Annotated in this window: 14 protein-coding genes and 2 pseudogenes; 7 read left to right on the top strand and 9 right to left on the bottom strand. The window is 61.0% G+C overall.

Annotated elements, in window-relative coordinates; genetic code table 11:
* Positions 1-98 precede the first annotated feature (98 nt).
* Both ACCQ10_RS06075 and ACCQ10_RS06070 read right to left on the bottom strand, forming a co-directional pair.
* A complete protein-coding gene (locus tag ACCQ10_RS06075) occupies positions 99-968 on the bottom strand; it encodes an NAD(P)H-hydrate dehydratase (protein ID WP_372362497.1) in 870 nt (289 codons plus the stop codon).
* Entirely contained in the window at positions 968-1747 is a 780-nt protein-coding gene (locus ACCQ10_RS06070) for a histidine phosphatase family protein (protein WP_372362496.1), read from the bottom strand. Before ACCQ10_RS06070 ends, ACCQ10_RS06075 begins: the two co-directional genes overlap by 1 nt.
* A gap of 179 nt (positions 1748-1926) precedes the next feature.
* Here ACCQ10_RS06070 and ACCQ10_RS06065 point away from each other — a divergent pair, with 179 nt between their 5' ends.
* Positions 1927-2556, top strand: coding sequence for a TetR/AcrR family transcriptional regulator (locus ACCQ10_RS06065; protein ID WP_184369540.1), 630 nt, complete (start codon positions 1927-1929; stop codon positions 2554-2556).
* A 5-nt stretch (positions 2557-2561) separates the two neighbouring features.
* On the opposite strand, the gene ACCQ10_RS06060 is transcribed toward ACCQ10_RS06065, so the two are convergent.
* Positions 2562-2828 carry an XAC0095 family protein gene (locus tag ACCQ10_RS06060; RefSeq protein WP_349775868.1) on the bottom strand — a complete coding sequence of 89 codons (267 nt, stop codon included), beginning with the start codon at positions 2826-2828 and terminating at the stop codon, positions 2562-2564.
* Between the two features lie 520 nt (positions 2829-3348).
* Here ACCQ10_RS06060 and ACCQ10_RS06055 point away from each other — a divergent pair.
* The 4 genes from ACCQ10_RS06055 (at position 3349) to ACCQ10_RS06040 (ending at position 10347) form a co-directional block, all read left to right on the top strand.
* Positions 3349-3528: a hypothetical protein gene (locus ACCQ10_RS06055; protein WP_372362495.1), complete on the top strand. Its 180-nt coding sequence runs from the start codon at positions 3349-3351 to the stop codon at positions 3526-3528.
* 205 nt (positions 3529-3733) lie between these two features.
* Positions 3734-5797 carry a type I restriction-modification system subunit M gene (locus ACCQ10_RS06050; RefSeq protein WP_372362494.1) on the top strand — a complete coding sequence of 688 codons (2064 nt, stop codon included), beginning with the start codon at positions 3734-3736 and terminating at the stop codon, positions 5795-5797.
* Positions 5794-7074 carry a restriction endonuclease subunit S domain-containing protein gene (locus tag ACCQ10_RS06045; RefSeq protein ID WP_349775866.1) on the top strand — a complete coding sequence of 427 codons (1281 nt, stop codon included), beginning with the start codon at positions 5794-5796 and terminating at the stop codon, positions 7072-7074. The genes ACCQ10_RS06050 and ACCQ10_RS06045 overlap by 4 nt, the downstream gene beginning before the upstream one ends.
* 9 nt (positions 7075-7083) lie before the next feature.
* Entirely contained in the window at positions 7084-10347 is a 3264-nt protein-coding gene (locus ACCQ10_RS06040; RefSeq protein ID WP_349775865.1) for a type I restriction endonuclease subunit R, read from the top strand.
* Between the two features lie 148 nt (positions 10348-10495).
* Here ACCQ10_RS06040 and ACCQ10_RS06035 read toward each other — a convergent pair.
* The 6 genes and pseudogenes from ACCQ10_RS06035 to ACCQ10_RS06010 all read right to left on the bottom strand — a co-directional run.
* A pseudogene (locus ACCQ10_RS06035) lies at positions 10496-10612 on the bottom strand (restriction endonuclease); the annotation flags it as partial.
* A 40-nt stretch (positions 10613-10652) separates the two neighbouring features.
* On the bottom strand, positions 10653-10961 hold the full coding sequence (locus ACCQ10_RS06030; protein ID WP_372362493.1) for a type II toxin-antitoxin system RelE/ParE family toxin: 309 nt from the start codon (positions 10959-10961) through the stop codon (positions 10653-10655).
* A 6-nt stretch (positions 10962-10967) separates the two neighbouring features.
* A complete protein-coding gene (locus ACCQ10_RS06025; RefSeq protein WP_349776098.1) occupies positions 10968-11231 on the bottom strand; it encodes a YlcI/YnfO family protein in 264 nt (87 codons plus the stop codon).
* A gap of 215 nt (positions 11232-11446) precedes the next feature.
* A pseudogene (locus tag ACCQ10_RS06020) lies at positions 11447-11854 on the bottom strand (hypothetical protein); the annotation flags it as partial.
* Between the two features lie 147 nt (positions 11855-12001).
* On the bottom strand, positions 12002-12532 hold the full coding sequence (locus tag ACCQ10_RS06015) for a MarR family transcriptional regulator (protein WP_372362492.1): 531 nt from the start codon (positions 12530-12532) through the stop codon (positions 12002-12004).
* Positions 12533-12768: 236 nt separating this feature from the next.
* Positions 12769-13359, bottom strand: coding sequence for a TetR/AcrR family transcriptional regulator (locus ACCQ10_RS06010; protein WP_372362491.1), 591 nt, complete (start codon positions 13357-13359; stop codon positions 12769-12771).
* A gap of 70 nt (positions 13360-13429) precedes the next feature.
* Here ACCQ10_RS06010 and bdcA point away from each other — a divergent pair, with 70 nt between their 5' ends.
* Both bdcA and ACCQ10_RS06000 read left to right on the top strand, forming a co-directional pair.
* Complete coding sequence (bdcA, locus tag ACCQ10_RS06005; RefSeq protein ID WP_372362490.1) at positions 13430-14143, top strand: SDR family oxidoreductase; 714 nt, start codon at positions 13430-13432, stop codon at positions 14141-14143.
* A 258-nt stretch (positions 14144-14401) separates the two neighbouring features.
* Positions 14402-15265: a Smlt3025 familytype IV secretion system inhibitor gene (locus tag ACCQ10_RS06000; RefSeq protein ID WP_372362489.1), complete on the top strand. Its 864-nt coding sequence runs from the start codon at positions 14402-14404 to the stop codon at positions 15263-15265.
* Positions 15266-15283: the final 18 nt, after the last annotated feature.

The following is a 15283-nucleotide window of genomic DNA, read 5'->3' as shown; positions in this document are numbered from 1 at the left end:
TGCATCGCCACCAACCTGAAGTACAAGATTGCGATCTGCACCAATCCCGGCAACCGCACCCTCACCCCAACCCCTCTCCCGCAGGGAGAGGGGCCAAATCACCCGCGCGACAAACGATCCAGGATGCCTGGCACTTCCGGCGGAATCTCACGCGCCAGGAATCCCACCGTGCCGATCCGCTTCGCCAACTGCTTACCCGCAGCCGCATGCACAAACACACCCCACAGCGCCGCGGTCAGCGCATCGCTACCGCGCGCAGCAAAACCCGCGATCACCCCGGCCAAGGTGTCACCTGACCCGGAGGTGCCCAAACCCGGCACGCCACCCCGGTGCACCCACAGCGCACCGTCCGGCCCGGCGATAAAACTGTCCGCACCCTTGACGATGACCACGCTGCGCATCTTCGTTGCAAATGCCAACGCGTACTCATCGGGCGCCGCTTCCACCGCCGCCTTGTCGTCGCCAGCCAACGTGGCCATCTCGCCCGCATGCGGCGTCAGCACGAATGGGCGGCCTGGCGGCGCGCGCAAGTTGCGCGACAACGCGCCCGCATCCAGCACCAGCGTGCACACCGCCTTCTGCGCGGCAAGCTTCACCAGTGCAGCGGTCGTCGCAGAAGACGCCATGCCCGGCCCGATCACCGCCGCATCGCAGGCAGTCAACGCCGCCTCCAGCGCACGATGTCCACGCGTCATCTCGCCCTGCCCGTTCTGTGCCAACCCCAGCACCAAGGCTTCCGGCACCGCCAACGCCATGCCGGGCGCCACGCTGGCCGCCGTGGCGATCTGCAACTTGCCCGCGCCTGCACGCAATGCCGCCTCGCCCGCCAGCAAGGCCGCACCCGGCACACGCATCGAGCCGCCCACGATCAACACGCGCCCGCGCTGCTCCTTGTCGCCGCCGGGCGGTGGCAACGGTATCGCGCGCAGCGCGGCAGCGTTCAACGTGCGCAGGCGGGCGGCGGCCATCAGCGTGCTCCGGCCGGCCGGTCGGATTCGGTGGTCACCGGCTCCTGTGCCAGCTCCGGCGACACGAACTTGGTCCGCACCAACTCCAGCGATTGCCCGTCGGCCGCGGCGGCGTATTCGGTGACCCCGCAGTTGGGCACATCGCCCTCGCGATCGATCCCCAGGATGGTGGCCTCGTCCATCCGCTCGATCAGATAACGGAAGCAATTGACGATCACCTGGTGCCCCACGATCAACACGCGCGCCCCCACATGGTTGCGCTGCAAATCGCCCACAACGCTGCGCAGGCGGAAGATCACATCGCACCAGCTCTCGCCACCCGGCGGGCGAAAGTAGAACTTGCCCACCAACTTGCGTTGCTCCGCCAACTCCGGAAATGTCGCCAGGATGCCGGCCGTGGTGTAGCGGTCGAGCACGCCAAACTCTTTCTCGCGCAGCCGCTCGTCTACGCTCACCGCAGCGTCCGGCTGGCCCAGCGCCCGCGCCACCGCCGCAGCCGTCTGCCGCGCACGCACATAGGTGGAGCTCAAGATCAAGGTTGGCCGCTCGTGCTCGGGCAACCCGGCCATCCATGCCCCCAACGCCTCGGCCTGGCGCTCGCCCAAGGCCGACAACGGCACATCCGCATCGCGGTGCTCAAGGTCGATCAACGTGGCGCCATTGGACTCTGCCTCATCGCGCGCCACATTGCCCGCGCTCTGCCCATGCCGCACCACCCACAACCGCGCCGGCCATTGCGCCGACACCCCTGCAACCGCACTGTTCTCACTCACATGCATCTCCTGCAACCGAGCAGCACGTGTCGCACAGCGGCCGTGAAAAACCGGTCGACCACCGCATCTGCGGCAACTGCAACGCAGCGCAAGCCGCACCCATGACCAATGGCCCACAGCAAGCGAACGCAACGGATGACTAACGCAACGCCGCTATACTGCAGCCCCCCGCCTACCTGCTCCCCATGTCCAACGTCCTGTTGCTGCGCACGGCAAAAGAGCGCGAAGAACTGCTGCTGGAAGAGGTGCTGGACGCCACCGAGCAATGCATCGACGCCATCGGCCTGGGTGCCACCAGCTTCGAACTGATCGCCGAGCGCGCCAAGGTCAGCTGCGGCAGCCTGCTGCAACGTTTCGAAGACAAGGACGCGCTGGTGCGCGCACTGCTGGAGCGCAACTACATGCGCGCCATCCGCCAGATGTGGCTGGTGGAACGCCCGGCCAACGTGCACGTGGTGGATTTCATCGCCGGCCTGCTCGAAGACTGGCTGCTGCAGGAAATCAACATCAAGCGCACCCGCATCGACCTGGAACTGCACCTGGCCACCCTGCGCGACCCGGTGCTGGCCGCCTTCATGCGCCGGCAGAGCGCATCGCTGATCGAACACCTCAGCGCCCTGCTCAAGCGCCTGCTCCGCGGCCACGCCGACCCGGCCAGCAGCGAACAGGAATTCCAGGCCCGCGTCTTCGCCGTCGCCGCCATGTGCGGCGGCCTGCACAGCGTGATGACCAGCGGCATGGAACTCAACCGCATGCATCTGCAGCTGATCCTGCGGGAGAGTCTGTCGGGGATTTTGAAGTCTGCGCCGGTGTAGGAGCGCTACTTTCCACCTGATTCTTCCAGACTTGCCGGCCACTGCACCTGCTTCAGCGCATGGGTCATCTGATCGGCAAGCAACTCCAGACAAAACGCCAGCTCGTCCACGTGGATGGCTGGCTGCCGCAACTGCTCTTCGGCCTGCGTGCGCGGCTGCGCCAGGCGCGCCAGAAAGCGCATATGGTCGCGCAGTTGCTGCAAGCGGTATTGCGCGCCCTCCGGCAGGTAGTAACCCGGGTGTGACTGCACATCGCGTACAACGTCCGACATGGCCTGCTCCTCATTCCATGGAATAAGCCCGCCCGCCGCAAGGCGACGGACGGGAAGTCGGGAGGCTCGAAACCGCGTACAGCCGGCGGGCGTATTTCCCTTGCGGGTGTTGTATTAGCCGCCCTCCCGACGCAGGCATCGCGTCGGTTGCGCCCCCTAAACAAGCAGGCACAAAAAACCCACCGGTTTGACGGAGGTGGGTACCGCTGTACGGGGAGTTTCGAGGCTCCTTGACATCATCGTGCTATCGCACGAAGTTAACGTCAAGCGCGAATGACCCTGCACCGCCCCAAAGGTGCGGGCCTAGGAGCATGGGTTCCACCCCCGTTCTGACTTCCCCATAGGAACGAATAGCCCCCCGAAACGCTCCCATTGCCAGCAAAACTTCCTACTCTCTTGCTTTTGTGTTGCATCACACCTAGGTTACGGGACCCTATTCCGCGCATCCGTGATGCCACACGCTTCCGCCTCAACCAAGCTCCAGACCGGCCGCCCATGTAACGATCCGTCAGTCGGCCCTATGAGCATTGCCGAACGAGGCCGGGCATATGGGGAACGCAAGAAGCTCGCCGCCGCCAAGGTCATGGCAACATCCAATGCGGTGGCGGCCCGAGTGATCCAAGGGCAAACGGACGCCGAGCTCCAAGAGGCGCTTCACCAAGCTCTAGCCGAGGCGCACCGCCACCCAAACAACAAGTGATCCAAAGTGCGTACAGGCCAGATCGTGGCGGAGTTCGCGAGGAGAAATCCGTTGGCTAGGTTGGTCCCACGCCAGCGGCACATTCCCTATCCCGACCGTGCAAACCGGCATTTACTGGGACGTGAAGTGGTCCATTTCAAGCAACTGCGCGGCTCTCGCCCCCTGCGGGCGCAGCTGACTATTTTTCGATCATGATGCAGACACAATGACTACAAACAGCAAGACTTCCAGCACTATCCCGGCTGCCTCCCCCAGGGCTTTCGATGACGTGCTGGCCAGCTTCATCTGGAAGAACGCCGAGGACCTTTGGGGCGACTTCAGGCATACCGATTTCGGCAAAATCATCCTTCCATTTACCCTGCTGCGCCGCCTGGAATGCGTGTTGGAGCCCACCCGCGATAAAGTGCGTGAGGCACATGCCAAGTTCAAGGACAAGGGGCTGGATACCGACCTAATTTTGCGCCAGACGGCGGACCTGCCCTTCTACAACACCTCCCAGTATTCGCTGGCTTCCCTTGGCGCGACCAAGACCAAGTCGAACCTGGAGGCCTACGTTGCAGGCTTTTCGGACAACGCTCGCGTTATCTTCGACCAGTTCAACTTCACTGACACGATTTCCCGCCTAGCGCGTGCCGACATCCTGTTCAAGATCTGCCACAACTTCGCCAACACTGACCTGCACCCGGACGTCGTGCCTGACCGAGTGATGTCCAACATCTACGAGCACCTGATCCGACGGTTTGGATCGGAGGTCAATGAGGCGGCCGAAGATTTTATGACGCCTCGCGACGTGGTCCACCTGGCCACGACATTGCTGCTTGATCCAGACGACGCCCTATTCCGTGAGAACCCCGGCCTGATCCGCACGCTCTATGATCCCACCTGCGGCACCGGTGGCTTTCTGACGGACGCCATGAACCACGTCGATGGGTTCGCAACCCAGGGAAAGGCGCCCCCGGTATTGATTCCCTTCGGCCAGGAACTTGAACCGGAAACCCACGCCGTTGCTCTGGCTAATATGCTGCTGCGCCGGCTTGAAACCGAGCCCGCTCGAGACCTATCCGCGAACATCGCCGGTCCTAGGTCAACGCTTTCCCAAGATGCGTTCGCTGGCCAGCGTTTTCACTATTGCTTGTCCAACCCACCCTTCGGCAAGAAATGGGAGAAGGACCAAGCCTTCGTTGAGCGCGAGTCCAAGGAGAAGGGCTTCAAGGGACGCTTTGGCGCAGGAACCCCGCGCGTCTCCGACGGCTCTATGCTCTTCATCCAGCATCTGATCTCCAAGCTGGAAAGCCCGGAAAACGGCGGCGGCCGCGCAGCTATCATCCTGTCCGGCTCGCCACTATTTACAGGTACAGCTGGCGGCCACGGCCACAGTGAATCCCAAATCCGCAGATGGCTGCTAGAAGAGGACTATGTGGAGACCATCGTTGCACTGCCCAATGACATTTTCTTCCGCACCGGCATCGGCACGTACATATGGCTGCTGGATAACAACAAGGCAGCGGAACGTAAGGGAAAGATCCAGCTGATCGATGCCACCGACATGCACAGCCCCATGCGAAAGTCCGAGGGCAACAAGCGCCGCTATATGAGCGACAAGCAGGCCCAAGATATCGCCCGCCTCTATGCTGATTTCACACCTAGTGAAAATGTGCGGATCGTGAACTATAAGGACTTCGGCTATCGCCGGATCAAGGTGCTACGCCCCCTGCGACTTGTCGCCAAGATTACCGAGGAAGGCCTGACCGCGCTTCAGACCAGCAAGGCGTTCACCAAGCTTGACCAAGACGATCAGGATAGGTGGCTAACCGTCCTGCGTGCGGAGCTGGGCCAGATCCACTCTTACAAGTGGTTCGCCACCCTAACGACGCTGGCCAAAAAGGCAGGCTTGCCCAAGATCGCCAAGCCCCTCGCCAACGCCCTCGAAGCTGCACTAGGAGCTCGCGAATCCACTGCCCCAGATGTTCTGGACGAGGAAGGCAACCCAGTGGCCGACAAAGAGCTCGAAGACTTCGAGAGCGTGCCGCTTGAGAAGAACATCGGTGACTATATGGACGCCGAAGTTCTACCCCACGTGCCGGACGCTTGGGTGGATGCCGGCTACACCGATGAAGGCGACGGGCATATAGGCAAAGTAGGCTATGAAATCAACTTCAACCGTTATTTCTACAAGTATACGCCGCCGCGCGACCTGCACGAAATCGACACTGAGTTGAAGGCTGTGGAGGCCGAGATTGCTGCACTGCTGGATGAGGTGGCGGAATGACCACACGCTCATCCAATATCAAGATGAAAGACTCGGGCATTCCCTGGGTGGGACTCATTCCTGCGACTTGGAGCATGAAGCGGGCGAAGTTTTTGTTCTCGCTTGCTCAACGCCCTCCGCGTCCCGACGAAGGTATCGTAACGGCATTTAGAGACGGCCAAGTCACGCTGCGATCCAATCGCAGGACGGACGGCTTCACAAACGCTCTGAAGGAGGCGGGCTACCAGCGAGTACACAAGGGCGATCTCGTTATTCATGCGATGGATGCCTTTGCAGGCGCTATCGGCGTTAGTGACTCGGACGGGAAATGCACCCCGGTGTACTCGTGTTGTGTGCCCAGCAATGAAGCTTTAAGTGAGTTCTACGCCTACTGCGTGCGAACCATGTCTACGACAGGCTTCATTGAAAGCTTGGCTAAGGGCATTCGCGAACGTTCAACGGACTTCCGCTGGGCGACATTTGCAGAGCAGCGTGTGCCTCATCCACCCAAGCTCGAGCAGAAGGCCATCGTCGCCTACATCGACCGCGCCACTACACGCATCGATACCCTGGTTGCCAAGAAGACTCGCTTCATCGATCTGTTGCGCGAGAAGCGCCAGGCTCTAATTACGCAGACCGTCACGAAGGGTCTGGATCCGAACGTTCCTATGAAGGATAGCGGGGCCGAGTGGTTGGGCGGGGTACCGGACGGCTGGGATACCGTTCCGCTCAAGTCGTTGCTCCAATTGCGCAGGGACATTGTCGGTACAAACAGCGCTAACACCAAGTTGCTATCGCTTACCATGCAGGGGGTGATCGAGCGCGATCTCGAGAATCTGACGGGAAAGATGCCTGCCTCGTTCGACGGATATCAACGCATAGCCGCAGGTGAAATGGTCTTCTGCCTATTCGACATAGACGAAACCCCAAGGACGGTAGGCGTAGCACCACAGGATGGGATGTTGACCAGCGCCTATACGGTGTTCCGACCACATAGCGATCTCTGGGCGCGCTACCTCTACTACTTCTTCCTGCATGTGGACGAGCACAAGCGGCTGAAGCCCTTCTACAAAGGTCTTCGTAAAACCATTCGACCCGGCCCATTTCTGTCAATTCAAGTGCCGCGCCCGAAGGAAGATGAAGCCAGGGCCATCGTTGCCCATCTCGACCGCGCCACCTCTCGCATCGATACACTGATTGCTAAGACCCGGCGATCCATTGAGCTACTCCGCGAGCACCGCACTGCCCTCATCACCGCCGCCGTCACCGGAAAGATCGACCTCAGCCCCTCGGTATAAGGACACACCATGCCCGCCGCCCTCACCGATACTGCCCATAGCGAGAAGTACTTTGAGCAGTACATCGTCAGACAGCTGGAAGTGCGCGGCTGGCAGGTTGGAACCACTGCCGGCTACAACCAGAACTACGCGCTTTACCCAGAAGATCTGGCCAACTGGGTAGAGACAACACAGCCGGAAAAGTGGAGAAGGCTGGTCTCCGGCAACGGCGAAAAAGCTACCGCCACACTCACGGACCGGCTGGCCCAATCCCTGGAGCGCGAAGGTACAGTCAACGTGCTGCGCAAGGGCATCAAGGTCGCTGGTGCTGGCGAGATTGTCGTGAGTGAAGGGCTGCCCGAAGACGAGCGCGATCCTTCTGCCTGGGAGCGCTACAACGCCAACATTCTGCGAGTGGTACCTCAGCTGATGTACCGCCCTGGCAGTCAACTAGCCATCGACCTTGTGTTCTTCATTAATGGCCTCCCCATGGCCACCGTGGAGATCAAGACCGACTTCACTCAATCGGCTGACGCCGCCGTCCTGCAATACAAGAACGATCGCCTGCCGATGGATCCGACCACTCGGCGCAAGGAACCGTTGCTGACTTTCAAGCGCGGCGCTGTCGTTCATTTCGCCATGTCCGACAGTGACATTCAGATGTGCACCAAGCTTGAGGGCAAGAACAGCTATTTCCTCCCATTCAACCAAGGCCGTGACGGTAGTAATGGCATCTGGATTGGCAACCCGATCCGGGAGGATGGGGAGTACCCGGTGGCCCATTTCTGGGAACAGGTCTGCCAGCGCGACAACTGGCTGCGAATCTTCCACAGCTTTGTATATACGGAGAAGAAGGATGTGGTGGACCTAGCTGGCAACCACCAACGCAAGGAAACCCAGATCTTCCCGCGCTTCCATCAGTGGGATGCTGTGACCAAAATGGTCGCTGACGCCAAGTCCAATGGCCCCGGCATGACTTACCTATGCGAACACTCGGCAGGTTCTGGCAAGACGAGCACCATCGCTTGGACGGCACACGACTTGATCCGTCTGCGCACCCCTGACAAGGGCGATCCGTACTTTCATTCGATCATCGTGGTCACCGACCGTACGGTCCTGGACAAACAGCTCCAGGACGCCGTCCAGCAGCTCGACCACCAGACCGGTCTAATTGCGGCCATTGGTGACAAGGAGACAGGCCAGAGCAAGTCGGCAGAACTGGCCACGGCAATGGAGAACGGCACGCCCATCATCGTGGTGACGCTGCAAACCTTCCCCTACGCTATGGAGCAGGTGCTGACCAATGGCAAGCTGAAAGATCGCAGTTTTGCGGTCATCATTGACGAGGCTCACACCAGCCAGACAGGCTCGGCTGCCTCCAAGCTGCAAGCTACCCTTGCCCTGCGCGACGCTAAGGAAATGGAGGGACTGACTGTCGAGGAGCTTTTGGGGAAGATCCAGTCCTCGCGCGTACGTCCGAAGAACGTGTCCTATTTCGCCTTCACTGCCACGCCTAAGCACGCCACTTTGACCCTGTTCGGCCGTCTCGCTGACCCGACGAAGCCTGCTAGCAAGGAAAATCAGCCGCAGTCGTTCCACAAGTACCCCATGCGCCAAGCAATCGATGAGGGGTTCATCCTGGACGTCATGGAGTGCTATCTGCCCTACAAGACCGCCTTCAACTTGGCCAAGCCGGTCAAGGAAGGCAAGCGGGTATCACAGAAGGCAGCCAAGCGCGCCTTGGCTAAGTGGCTGAACCTGCACGCGACAAACGTCACCCAGAAGGTCGAATTCATCGTCGAGCACTTCGCAGCCAACGTGGCACCACTGCTGGGGGGAACGGCCAAAGCAATGATCGTAACCTCTTCGCGGGCTTCGGCCGTGCGTTACAAGCGCGCCTTCGACGCTTACACCAAGGCCCATCCGCACTACAAAGCCTTCCAGGCCCTAGTGGCGTTCTCTGGCTCGCTTACGGGCACCGAGGTTATACACGCATCCGATGAGCAGCTTAAACATGACCCTTTTAAGGCTCAAGCCGACGAACAGTTCACCGAGAGCAACATGAATCCCAAGCAGTACGGTTCTGAGCTGCGCAAGGTGTTCGATCGCCCCGAGTTCCGGGTCATGATCGTGGCCAACAAGTTCCAGACCGGCTTCGACCAGCCTAAGCTATGCGCGATGTATCTGGATAAGAAGATCGCCAACCCGGTGGAGATCGTCCAGACGCTGTCCCGCCTTAACCGTACCGCGCCGGGCAAGGACACAACCTTCGTGGTTGACTTCGTCAATGAGCCCCAGGCGGTTCTCGACGCTTTCGCCAAGTACGACAAGGGCGCTCGGATCCAGGACGTTCAGAACCCCAACGTTATCTACGACCTGCAGGCCGATCTGGACAACGCCTCGATCTACACTCCAAGCGAGGTTGACCTCTACATCGCCGTCCGGTTCAAGTCTGCTGCGGCCTATGCCGCGGGTGATCAAGCCCAGCACAAGGAACTATACGCGGCGACTAGTGCCCCGACTCAGCGCTTCAACGACAGCGTGCAAGCGGAGCGCGCGGCAATCCAAGCCGCCGAGGCCGCATTCGAGGCGGCAAAGTTGCAGGGCAATGAGGGAAGCATGAAGAAGGCCGATGCTAGTCGGACGGTTCACGCCGAATTCCTGCAGCAGCTGATGGACTTCAAGTCTGGCCTGAGCCGGTTTGGCTCGCTGTACACCTACATTGCGCAGACCATCGACCTGGCCGACGCCCGTCTGGAAGGGTTTGCCAGCTTCGCTCGCCTGTTGGCCAAGCGTCTCAACGGCGTTCCGCCGGAGCAAGTGGATGTGTCCGCCTTGGTTTTGACTGGCTTCGACATTAAGCCTGAAGACATGCCTGATTCTGACGCCCCCCCCGAGGATGACGCGGTCATCCTTAAGCCGGTCGGCCCGGGTGGCGGTGGACAGGCAGAACTGCCTGTATATCTGCGCCAGGTGATAGAGCGCCTGAACTCGATTTTCGGCGAGGCAACTCCGCTAACCGACAAGGTGGCACTCGTGAACCACCTAGCCGACATTGTCCGCGAAGACCACAACACTGTCGCCCAGATCAAGAATAATCCGCGCGAAGTAGCGATGAATGGCAACATCAAGGGTACTGTCCAGTCCGCGTTAGTTCGGGCGTTAGGGTCGCACACGGACTTGGTGACCCAAGTATTGAAGAACGACAAACAAGCGCTCGCACCGCTTGTTGGCTTGCTCTACGAGATGGTTAAGGGCGAGCAAAACATTGACCGCAGAGAGCTGAGGACATGACGTACTACGAAAAGTGAACTGGGTATTGTGGTCGTTAATCTGATCGTAAGCGCTGCAGCATTTATATCTCGCTGGTCGGGTGAATCGAATTACCTAGGAGACCAATGAACTAGCCAAGGCACAGGCACTCTGGCGAAGATCAGCTGGCGCGCTTTTCCAGTGAGGCCAGCGCATCGGACGCACGCATGCCCTCCGGCTGGGTCTTGAGGATATGGAACAGCGCACGCGTCAGTTCCCCCGTGCGGCGCCTGCTGATATTGGCCATCTACTTCCCCTGTGGCACGACGTTGGCGCTAACGCCGTGCTTAATGATAGTCGTCTTCACGCTGATGCCTGACTGCCAAAACGGTGACGACCTGGTCGCTTTCCACCTCGAACAGCAGCACATAGCCGCTGGCACCGAAGCCCATCACCAGCTCCCGCAAGAACGGGTCTGCCACCCCCGCCTTGCGGCAGCTCAACGGGGCCAGTTCAAGCACGGTGACGCCGTCGCGGATGGCCTGCAGGGCGCGCTCGGCCACGGTGAAGTCGCCTTCGGCACGCTGTAGCAGCCAGTCGTAAAGACGCGCGAGATCGTCGTGCGCTTGTTGAGTGAAGCGGACGGAAAATCCCACGCTGGCTTAGCCCTTGCGCGCCTTGTCCAGTTGGGACTGCAGCCCGGCCAGCACATCGGTCGCGTCGATGTAGCGGCCAGACGCCTTGGCGCTGTCACGCGAGGCCAGACCGCGTGCAATGAAGGCTTCCTGCTGCTGACGCTGCTGCACCTGGGCCCGCACGGAGTGCTCGACGAAGCTGGAAAGCGTCTCACCCTCCTGCAACACGGCTTCGGCCGCTTCGCGCAGTGCCGGGTCCACCCGGAGCGATGGAAGAGATGCGGATTTCATGGCAGGCCCAGTGCGTTGCAATTGCGATGCATCATCGCAAGCGGGCGGCGGTGCTTCAAGGTTTTCTTTGCAGACCTAAGCCCACGATGTCGCAGCTACGCTGATGCAATGGTGCGTAGGCGCTGAAGCACGACGCTTGCGCGCTCCGGTTCGGCGACCAATCCCGGCAACGCGTTCACAAACGCCGGGTTATCCACTAACCCCACAAACACGTCGGCGACCCAACGCCGAAGGTCTGCATGCTCCACGGCAAACTCTTCCACCAGCTCGGCCCGGCCATCAACGACATTGAGGACGTCCTCCAGGTCGTGGCTGGAAAGGAAGTCACTGTTGCCTCGGGTAACGAAGGCTTCGAGCTTGGTCGCCACGAATGCTGTGGCTGTCACCAAGCGGATGGACAGGCGATCGCCCAAGGCCACCACTTGGGCCGTCTCTACAGCATGGGCGTACCAGCGGTTGGAGAAGCCAAGCACGCCGGCATCCACCGGCATCAGGTCGAAGAGGACGCCCGACGCTTCGTGTATCCAGCGGCAGACGACGCCGCTCTGCATCTCGCGCGCAAAGCCCTGCGACTCCACACGCGCCTCGATACCGCGGAACCGGGACCAATCGAGATTGACCACCGCATCGACGTCATAGGTGGCGCGGACGCCTTCCGCCAATGGATCCGACATCAGCAGGCCAACAACTGCACCGCCAAGGAAGACCACGTGGTCGCAAAGCTCGCCCAGTGCATCCGCAATCACAAGCAGGTGCGGTAGTTAGGATCGTCAGAGCGCATCGCCAAGCCTCAGCAATTGTTTGAGATAGCTTGCTGCCAGCGTGCGCTCGCGGGCACGCCCGCTGCGTAGGGCGTCCTGTAGCGCCAGCAGTTGGTGCAAGGCAGGGTCGGCCAGCGCAGCGTTGGGCACACCGGCCGACAACGGCGACAAGCTGGGGCCTTTGGCCGTGCCCTGCGCGCTTGGCCATACCGGTGCATCCCCTGGGGAGCTGGAAATGGCAATGGACAGTGGGGGCACGCCGAAGGCCGTAGGAATGCCACGCCTTAGCGGCCCGATGACGGCAGGAAAGGCGTAACGCACGCCGTGGACAGCAAACTCGTGCAGCGCCGTGCGCACCGTCTCCCACTCGCCGCGGCCTTTTTCCAGCGCCAAGCCGGATGCCACCGCGCGCTTGACGCTGCGATGCACCTGAGACGGGCTCATGCCCAGCGCTTCTCCAAGGGATGCATACGTCCAGACCTGGCCCGCCTGGGCGACCTGCTTATACAGCACCACCAGATCCTGGGGCTTCAGTTCCACAGCCGAGCCCGCCTTATTCCATATTCCGGAATATGGAATATCCAGCCAATTTGCGGTTTTTGCAAGCAGTCCCCGCTCATCGACTTTAAGTCCGCGCCAGTGGGTGTGCGTCGAGCTCTTGCAACCTTGAAGCGGCTACTCCACCGGCGCGCTGACTAGTCCGCCAATGGACCTGCTGGCCCGCAGGTGGGTCCACCAGATAACGCCCCTGCGCCTGCAACCTCGCGCGACCTGCCCTACCCACGCAACGCCGCCCGAATCCCCTCCCCTGCCAACCGCGCACTCGCCAGCAGACGCTCCAGGCTCTGCCCATGCCGCGCGCTGGCGGACAGCCCGGCCATGGTGGTGCTGACGAAATCCGCCAGCCGGTCTGCGTCGTGCGGGCACTGCTTGGCGATGTGGGAGCGGATCAACTCCTGGGCGGCGACATGAAAACCGCAGGCCGCCTCGCGCGCCTGCGCGTCGTTGCTGCGCGTGCCTTCCAGCACCAGGCAGCCGGTGGCGGCGGGGTCTGCGGCGTAGCAGCGGGCGGCGTGCTCCAGTACATCGGCCAAGGCGTCGGCCAGCGGGCGGTTGGCGTCCAGAATCTGCGGCAACGGGATGGCCCCGGTCTGCGCATAGCGGTCGAGGATGCGCGCATACAGGCCGGCCTTGCTGCCGAAGGCGGCGTAGAAACTGGGCGGGTTGATGCCCAGTGCCTGGGTGAGGTCGGCCACGCTCAGTGCGTCGTAGCCGCGCGCATGGAACAGCTGCTGCGCAGTGGCGACCGCTTGGTCCGGGTCGAACGCGCGTGGCCGGCCGCGGGCCCGGGAGATTTCCGTAGTCATTGTTACAAAATCCTTGACGGCAGGCGAAAACCATTATGTATTACTCGCTACATTAATTGCGAGGTGATGCATGTCAGCATTCAAAGACAAGTCGGTACTGGTACTCGGTGGCAGCCGGGGCATTGGGGCCGCCATCGTGCGGCGCTTCGTGGCCGAGGGCGCGCGGGTGACGTTTACCTATGCCGGTTCTGCCGAGGCGGCGCAGCGCCTGGCCGGCGAAACCGGCAGCACCGCGGTGCTGGCAGACAGCGCCGATCGCGATGCGGTCATCGACACGGTGCGCCGCAGTGGGCCGCTGGATGTGCTGGTGGTCAACTCCGGCATCGCCTTGTTCGGCGATGCGCTGGACCAGGATCCGGACGCAGTGGACCGGCTGTTCCGCATCAACGTGCACGCGCCCTACCACGCCGCCGTGGAGGCCGCGCGGCAGATGCCACCTGGCGGGCGGATCATCGTGATCGGCTCGGTCAACGGCGACCGCATGCCGCTGCCCGGCATGGCCTCTTACGCGCTGAGCAAATCCGCGCTGCAAGGGCTGGCGCGGGGACTGGCACGCGATTTCGGGCCACGCGGCATCACCATCAACGTGGTGCAACCCGGCCCGATCGATACCGACGCCAACCCGGAAAACGGTCCGATGAAAGACCTGATGCACAGCTTCATGGCGATCAAGCGCCACGGTCGCGCCGAGGAAGTGGCCGGCATGGTGGCCTGGCTGGCGGGCCCGGAAGCGGGCTTTGTCACCGGGGCGATGCATACGATCGATGGTGCGTTTGGAGCATGAGGCGGCGACGTTTGCATTGATGGCAATGCAACTCGCCAGGTTGTGCGACGGATGGCCGCAAACGCCCTCCGTCAATACGCATGACGAGCTGCCGTTGCACCGCCAACCTTGTGTCCACGCGCATCTCCTACCCACAGCGCGTGATCGCATTCCGATCTCTTGCGGCGTATTGCACAGGTACTGGCTGTCTGGGCTCTTGCTGTCGCGTTGATCGTGATTTGCCTATAGTTCGCGGCGAACCCTGCAATGGATTGACCAATGCACATGATGTCATCCGGCCGGTGCCTGGCCCTTGCACTCGCCGTCGCTGTGACCGGCAGTGCCTGTGCACGGACGCCATCACCCGAATACAAAAGGACTTCCCCCATGCCAGACAACGTCACCACAGGCCGCACCATCAACGGGCACACCTATTCGGACGCTCCGGTTGACGTAAAGCTGGGGCCTAACACCTTCCGCATCCCCGCCAACTACCTGGACAGCCAGATTGCGCCATGGTCCAGCGAGGTGGTGACGCTGGTCATCGAGTGGCCGGATATGACGCCCACCCCGCCCGGTGCGCGGGCCAACCCGCGTACAAATGATTTCCGCAAGGAGATCCATGCCTCGATGAATTATGTTGACCGTGTCCCCATCGAAGGATTGCTGACACGTTATTCGTCTAACGAAGCCCTTACCGAGCCTGATTCGGTCGAACGGGGTGATCCGGTCGACAGACTCGATCTGCGTATTGCACAACCTGAAACACTCGGATTGACGCCTTATGCCATCGATGAGGAAAAGATGGCGATTTACGTTAAAGCGTACGAGGCCCACTATGGCAAGCCTCCAACACGCAACCCTGCGTTTGAGGACGACTGGTACGTCGCGCGCGACTCCAGCGGCAATTTAGCCACATTCATCAAGTGCGACAGCACAAAATTCCGAGGAGATGGCGTTCGGCTGGAGGGAGCTGAAGTAGTCCATGAAAAAGGTGCCGTCGCTGCAAGTTGCGTCCACTATTTCTCCGATATCGAGAACAAACTTTCCATCAGTCTCAACTACAAGCGTGCATTTTTGAAGGACTGGAAACGCATGGAAGATGCAGTAAGAGAAGTACTTGCACGCACCAAAGTCAGGTGATCGGTCTACTGACAGGGA

This window comes from Xanthomonas sp. NCPPB 1325, from assembly GCF_041477645.2.
GTDB classification, from domain to species: Bacteria; Pseudomonadota; Gammaproteobacteria; order Xanthomonadales; family Xanthomonadaceae; genus Xanthomonas; species Xanthomonas cannabis.
This window is presented reverse-complemented; position numbering and strand designations above follow the sequence as displayed.

Excerpts from the sequence above, each read along its gene's own strand:
- ACCQ10_RS06065 (WP_184369540.1), top strand. The coding sequence starts at position 1,927 with ATGTCCAACGTCCTGTTGCTGCGCACGGCAAAAGAGCGCGAAGAACTG.
- ACCQ10_RS06025 (WP_349776098.1), bottom strand. The coding sequence starts at position 11,231 with ATGAAATCCGCATCTCTTCCATCGCTCCGGGTGGACCCGGCACTGCGC.
- bdcA (WP_372362490.1), top strand. The coding sequence starts at position 13,430 with ATGTCAGCATTCAAAGACAAGTCGGTACTGGTACTCGGTGGCAGCCGG.
- ACCQ10_RS06070 (WP_372362496.1), bottom strand. The coding sequence starts at position 1,747 with ATGCATGTGAGTGAGAACAGTGCGGTTGCAGGGGTGTCGGCGCAATGG.
- ACCQ10_RS06075 (WP_372362497.1), bottom strand. The coding sequence starts at position 968 with ATGGCCGCCGCCCGCCTGCGCACGTTGAACGCTGCCGCGCTGCGCGCG.
- ACCQ10_RS06050 (WP_372362494.1), top strand. The coding sequence starts at position 3,734 with ATGACTACAAACAGCAAGACTTCCAGCACTATCCCGGCTGCCTCCCCC.
- ACCQ10_RS06000 (WP_372362489.1), top strand. The coding sequence starts at position 14,402 with ATGCACATGATGTCATCCGGCCGGTGCCTGGCCCTTGCACTCGCCGTC.
- ACCQ10_RS06045 (WP_349775866.1), top strand. The coding sequence starts at position 5,794 with ATGACCACACGCTCATCCAATATCAAGATGAAAGACTCGGGCATTCCC.
- ACCQ10_RS06055 (WP_372362495.1), top strand. The coding sequence starts at position 3,349 with ATGAGCATTGCCGAACGAGGCCGGGCATATGGGGAACGCAAGAAGCTC.
- ACCQ10_RS06060 (WP_349775868.1), bottom strand. The coding sequence starts at position 2,828 with ATGTCGGACGTTGTACGCGATGTGCAGTCACACCCGGGTTACTACCTG.
- ACCQ10_RS06010 (WP_372362491.1), bottom strand. The coding sequence starts at position 13,359 with ATGACTACGGAAATCTCCCGGGCCCGCGGCCGGCCACGCGCGTTCGAC.
- ACCQ10_RS06040 (WP_349775865.1), top strand. The coding sequence starts at position 7,084 with ATGCCCGCCGCCCTCACCGATACTGCCCATAGCGAGAAGTACTTTGAG.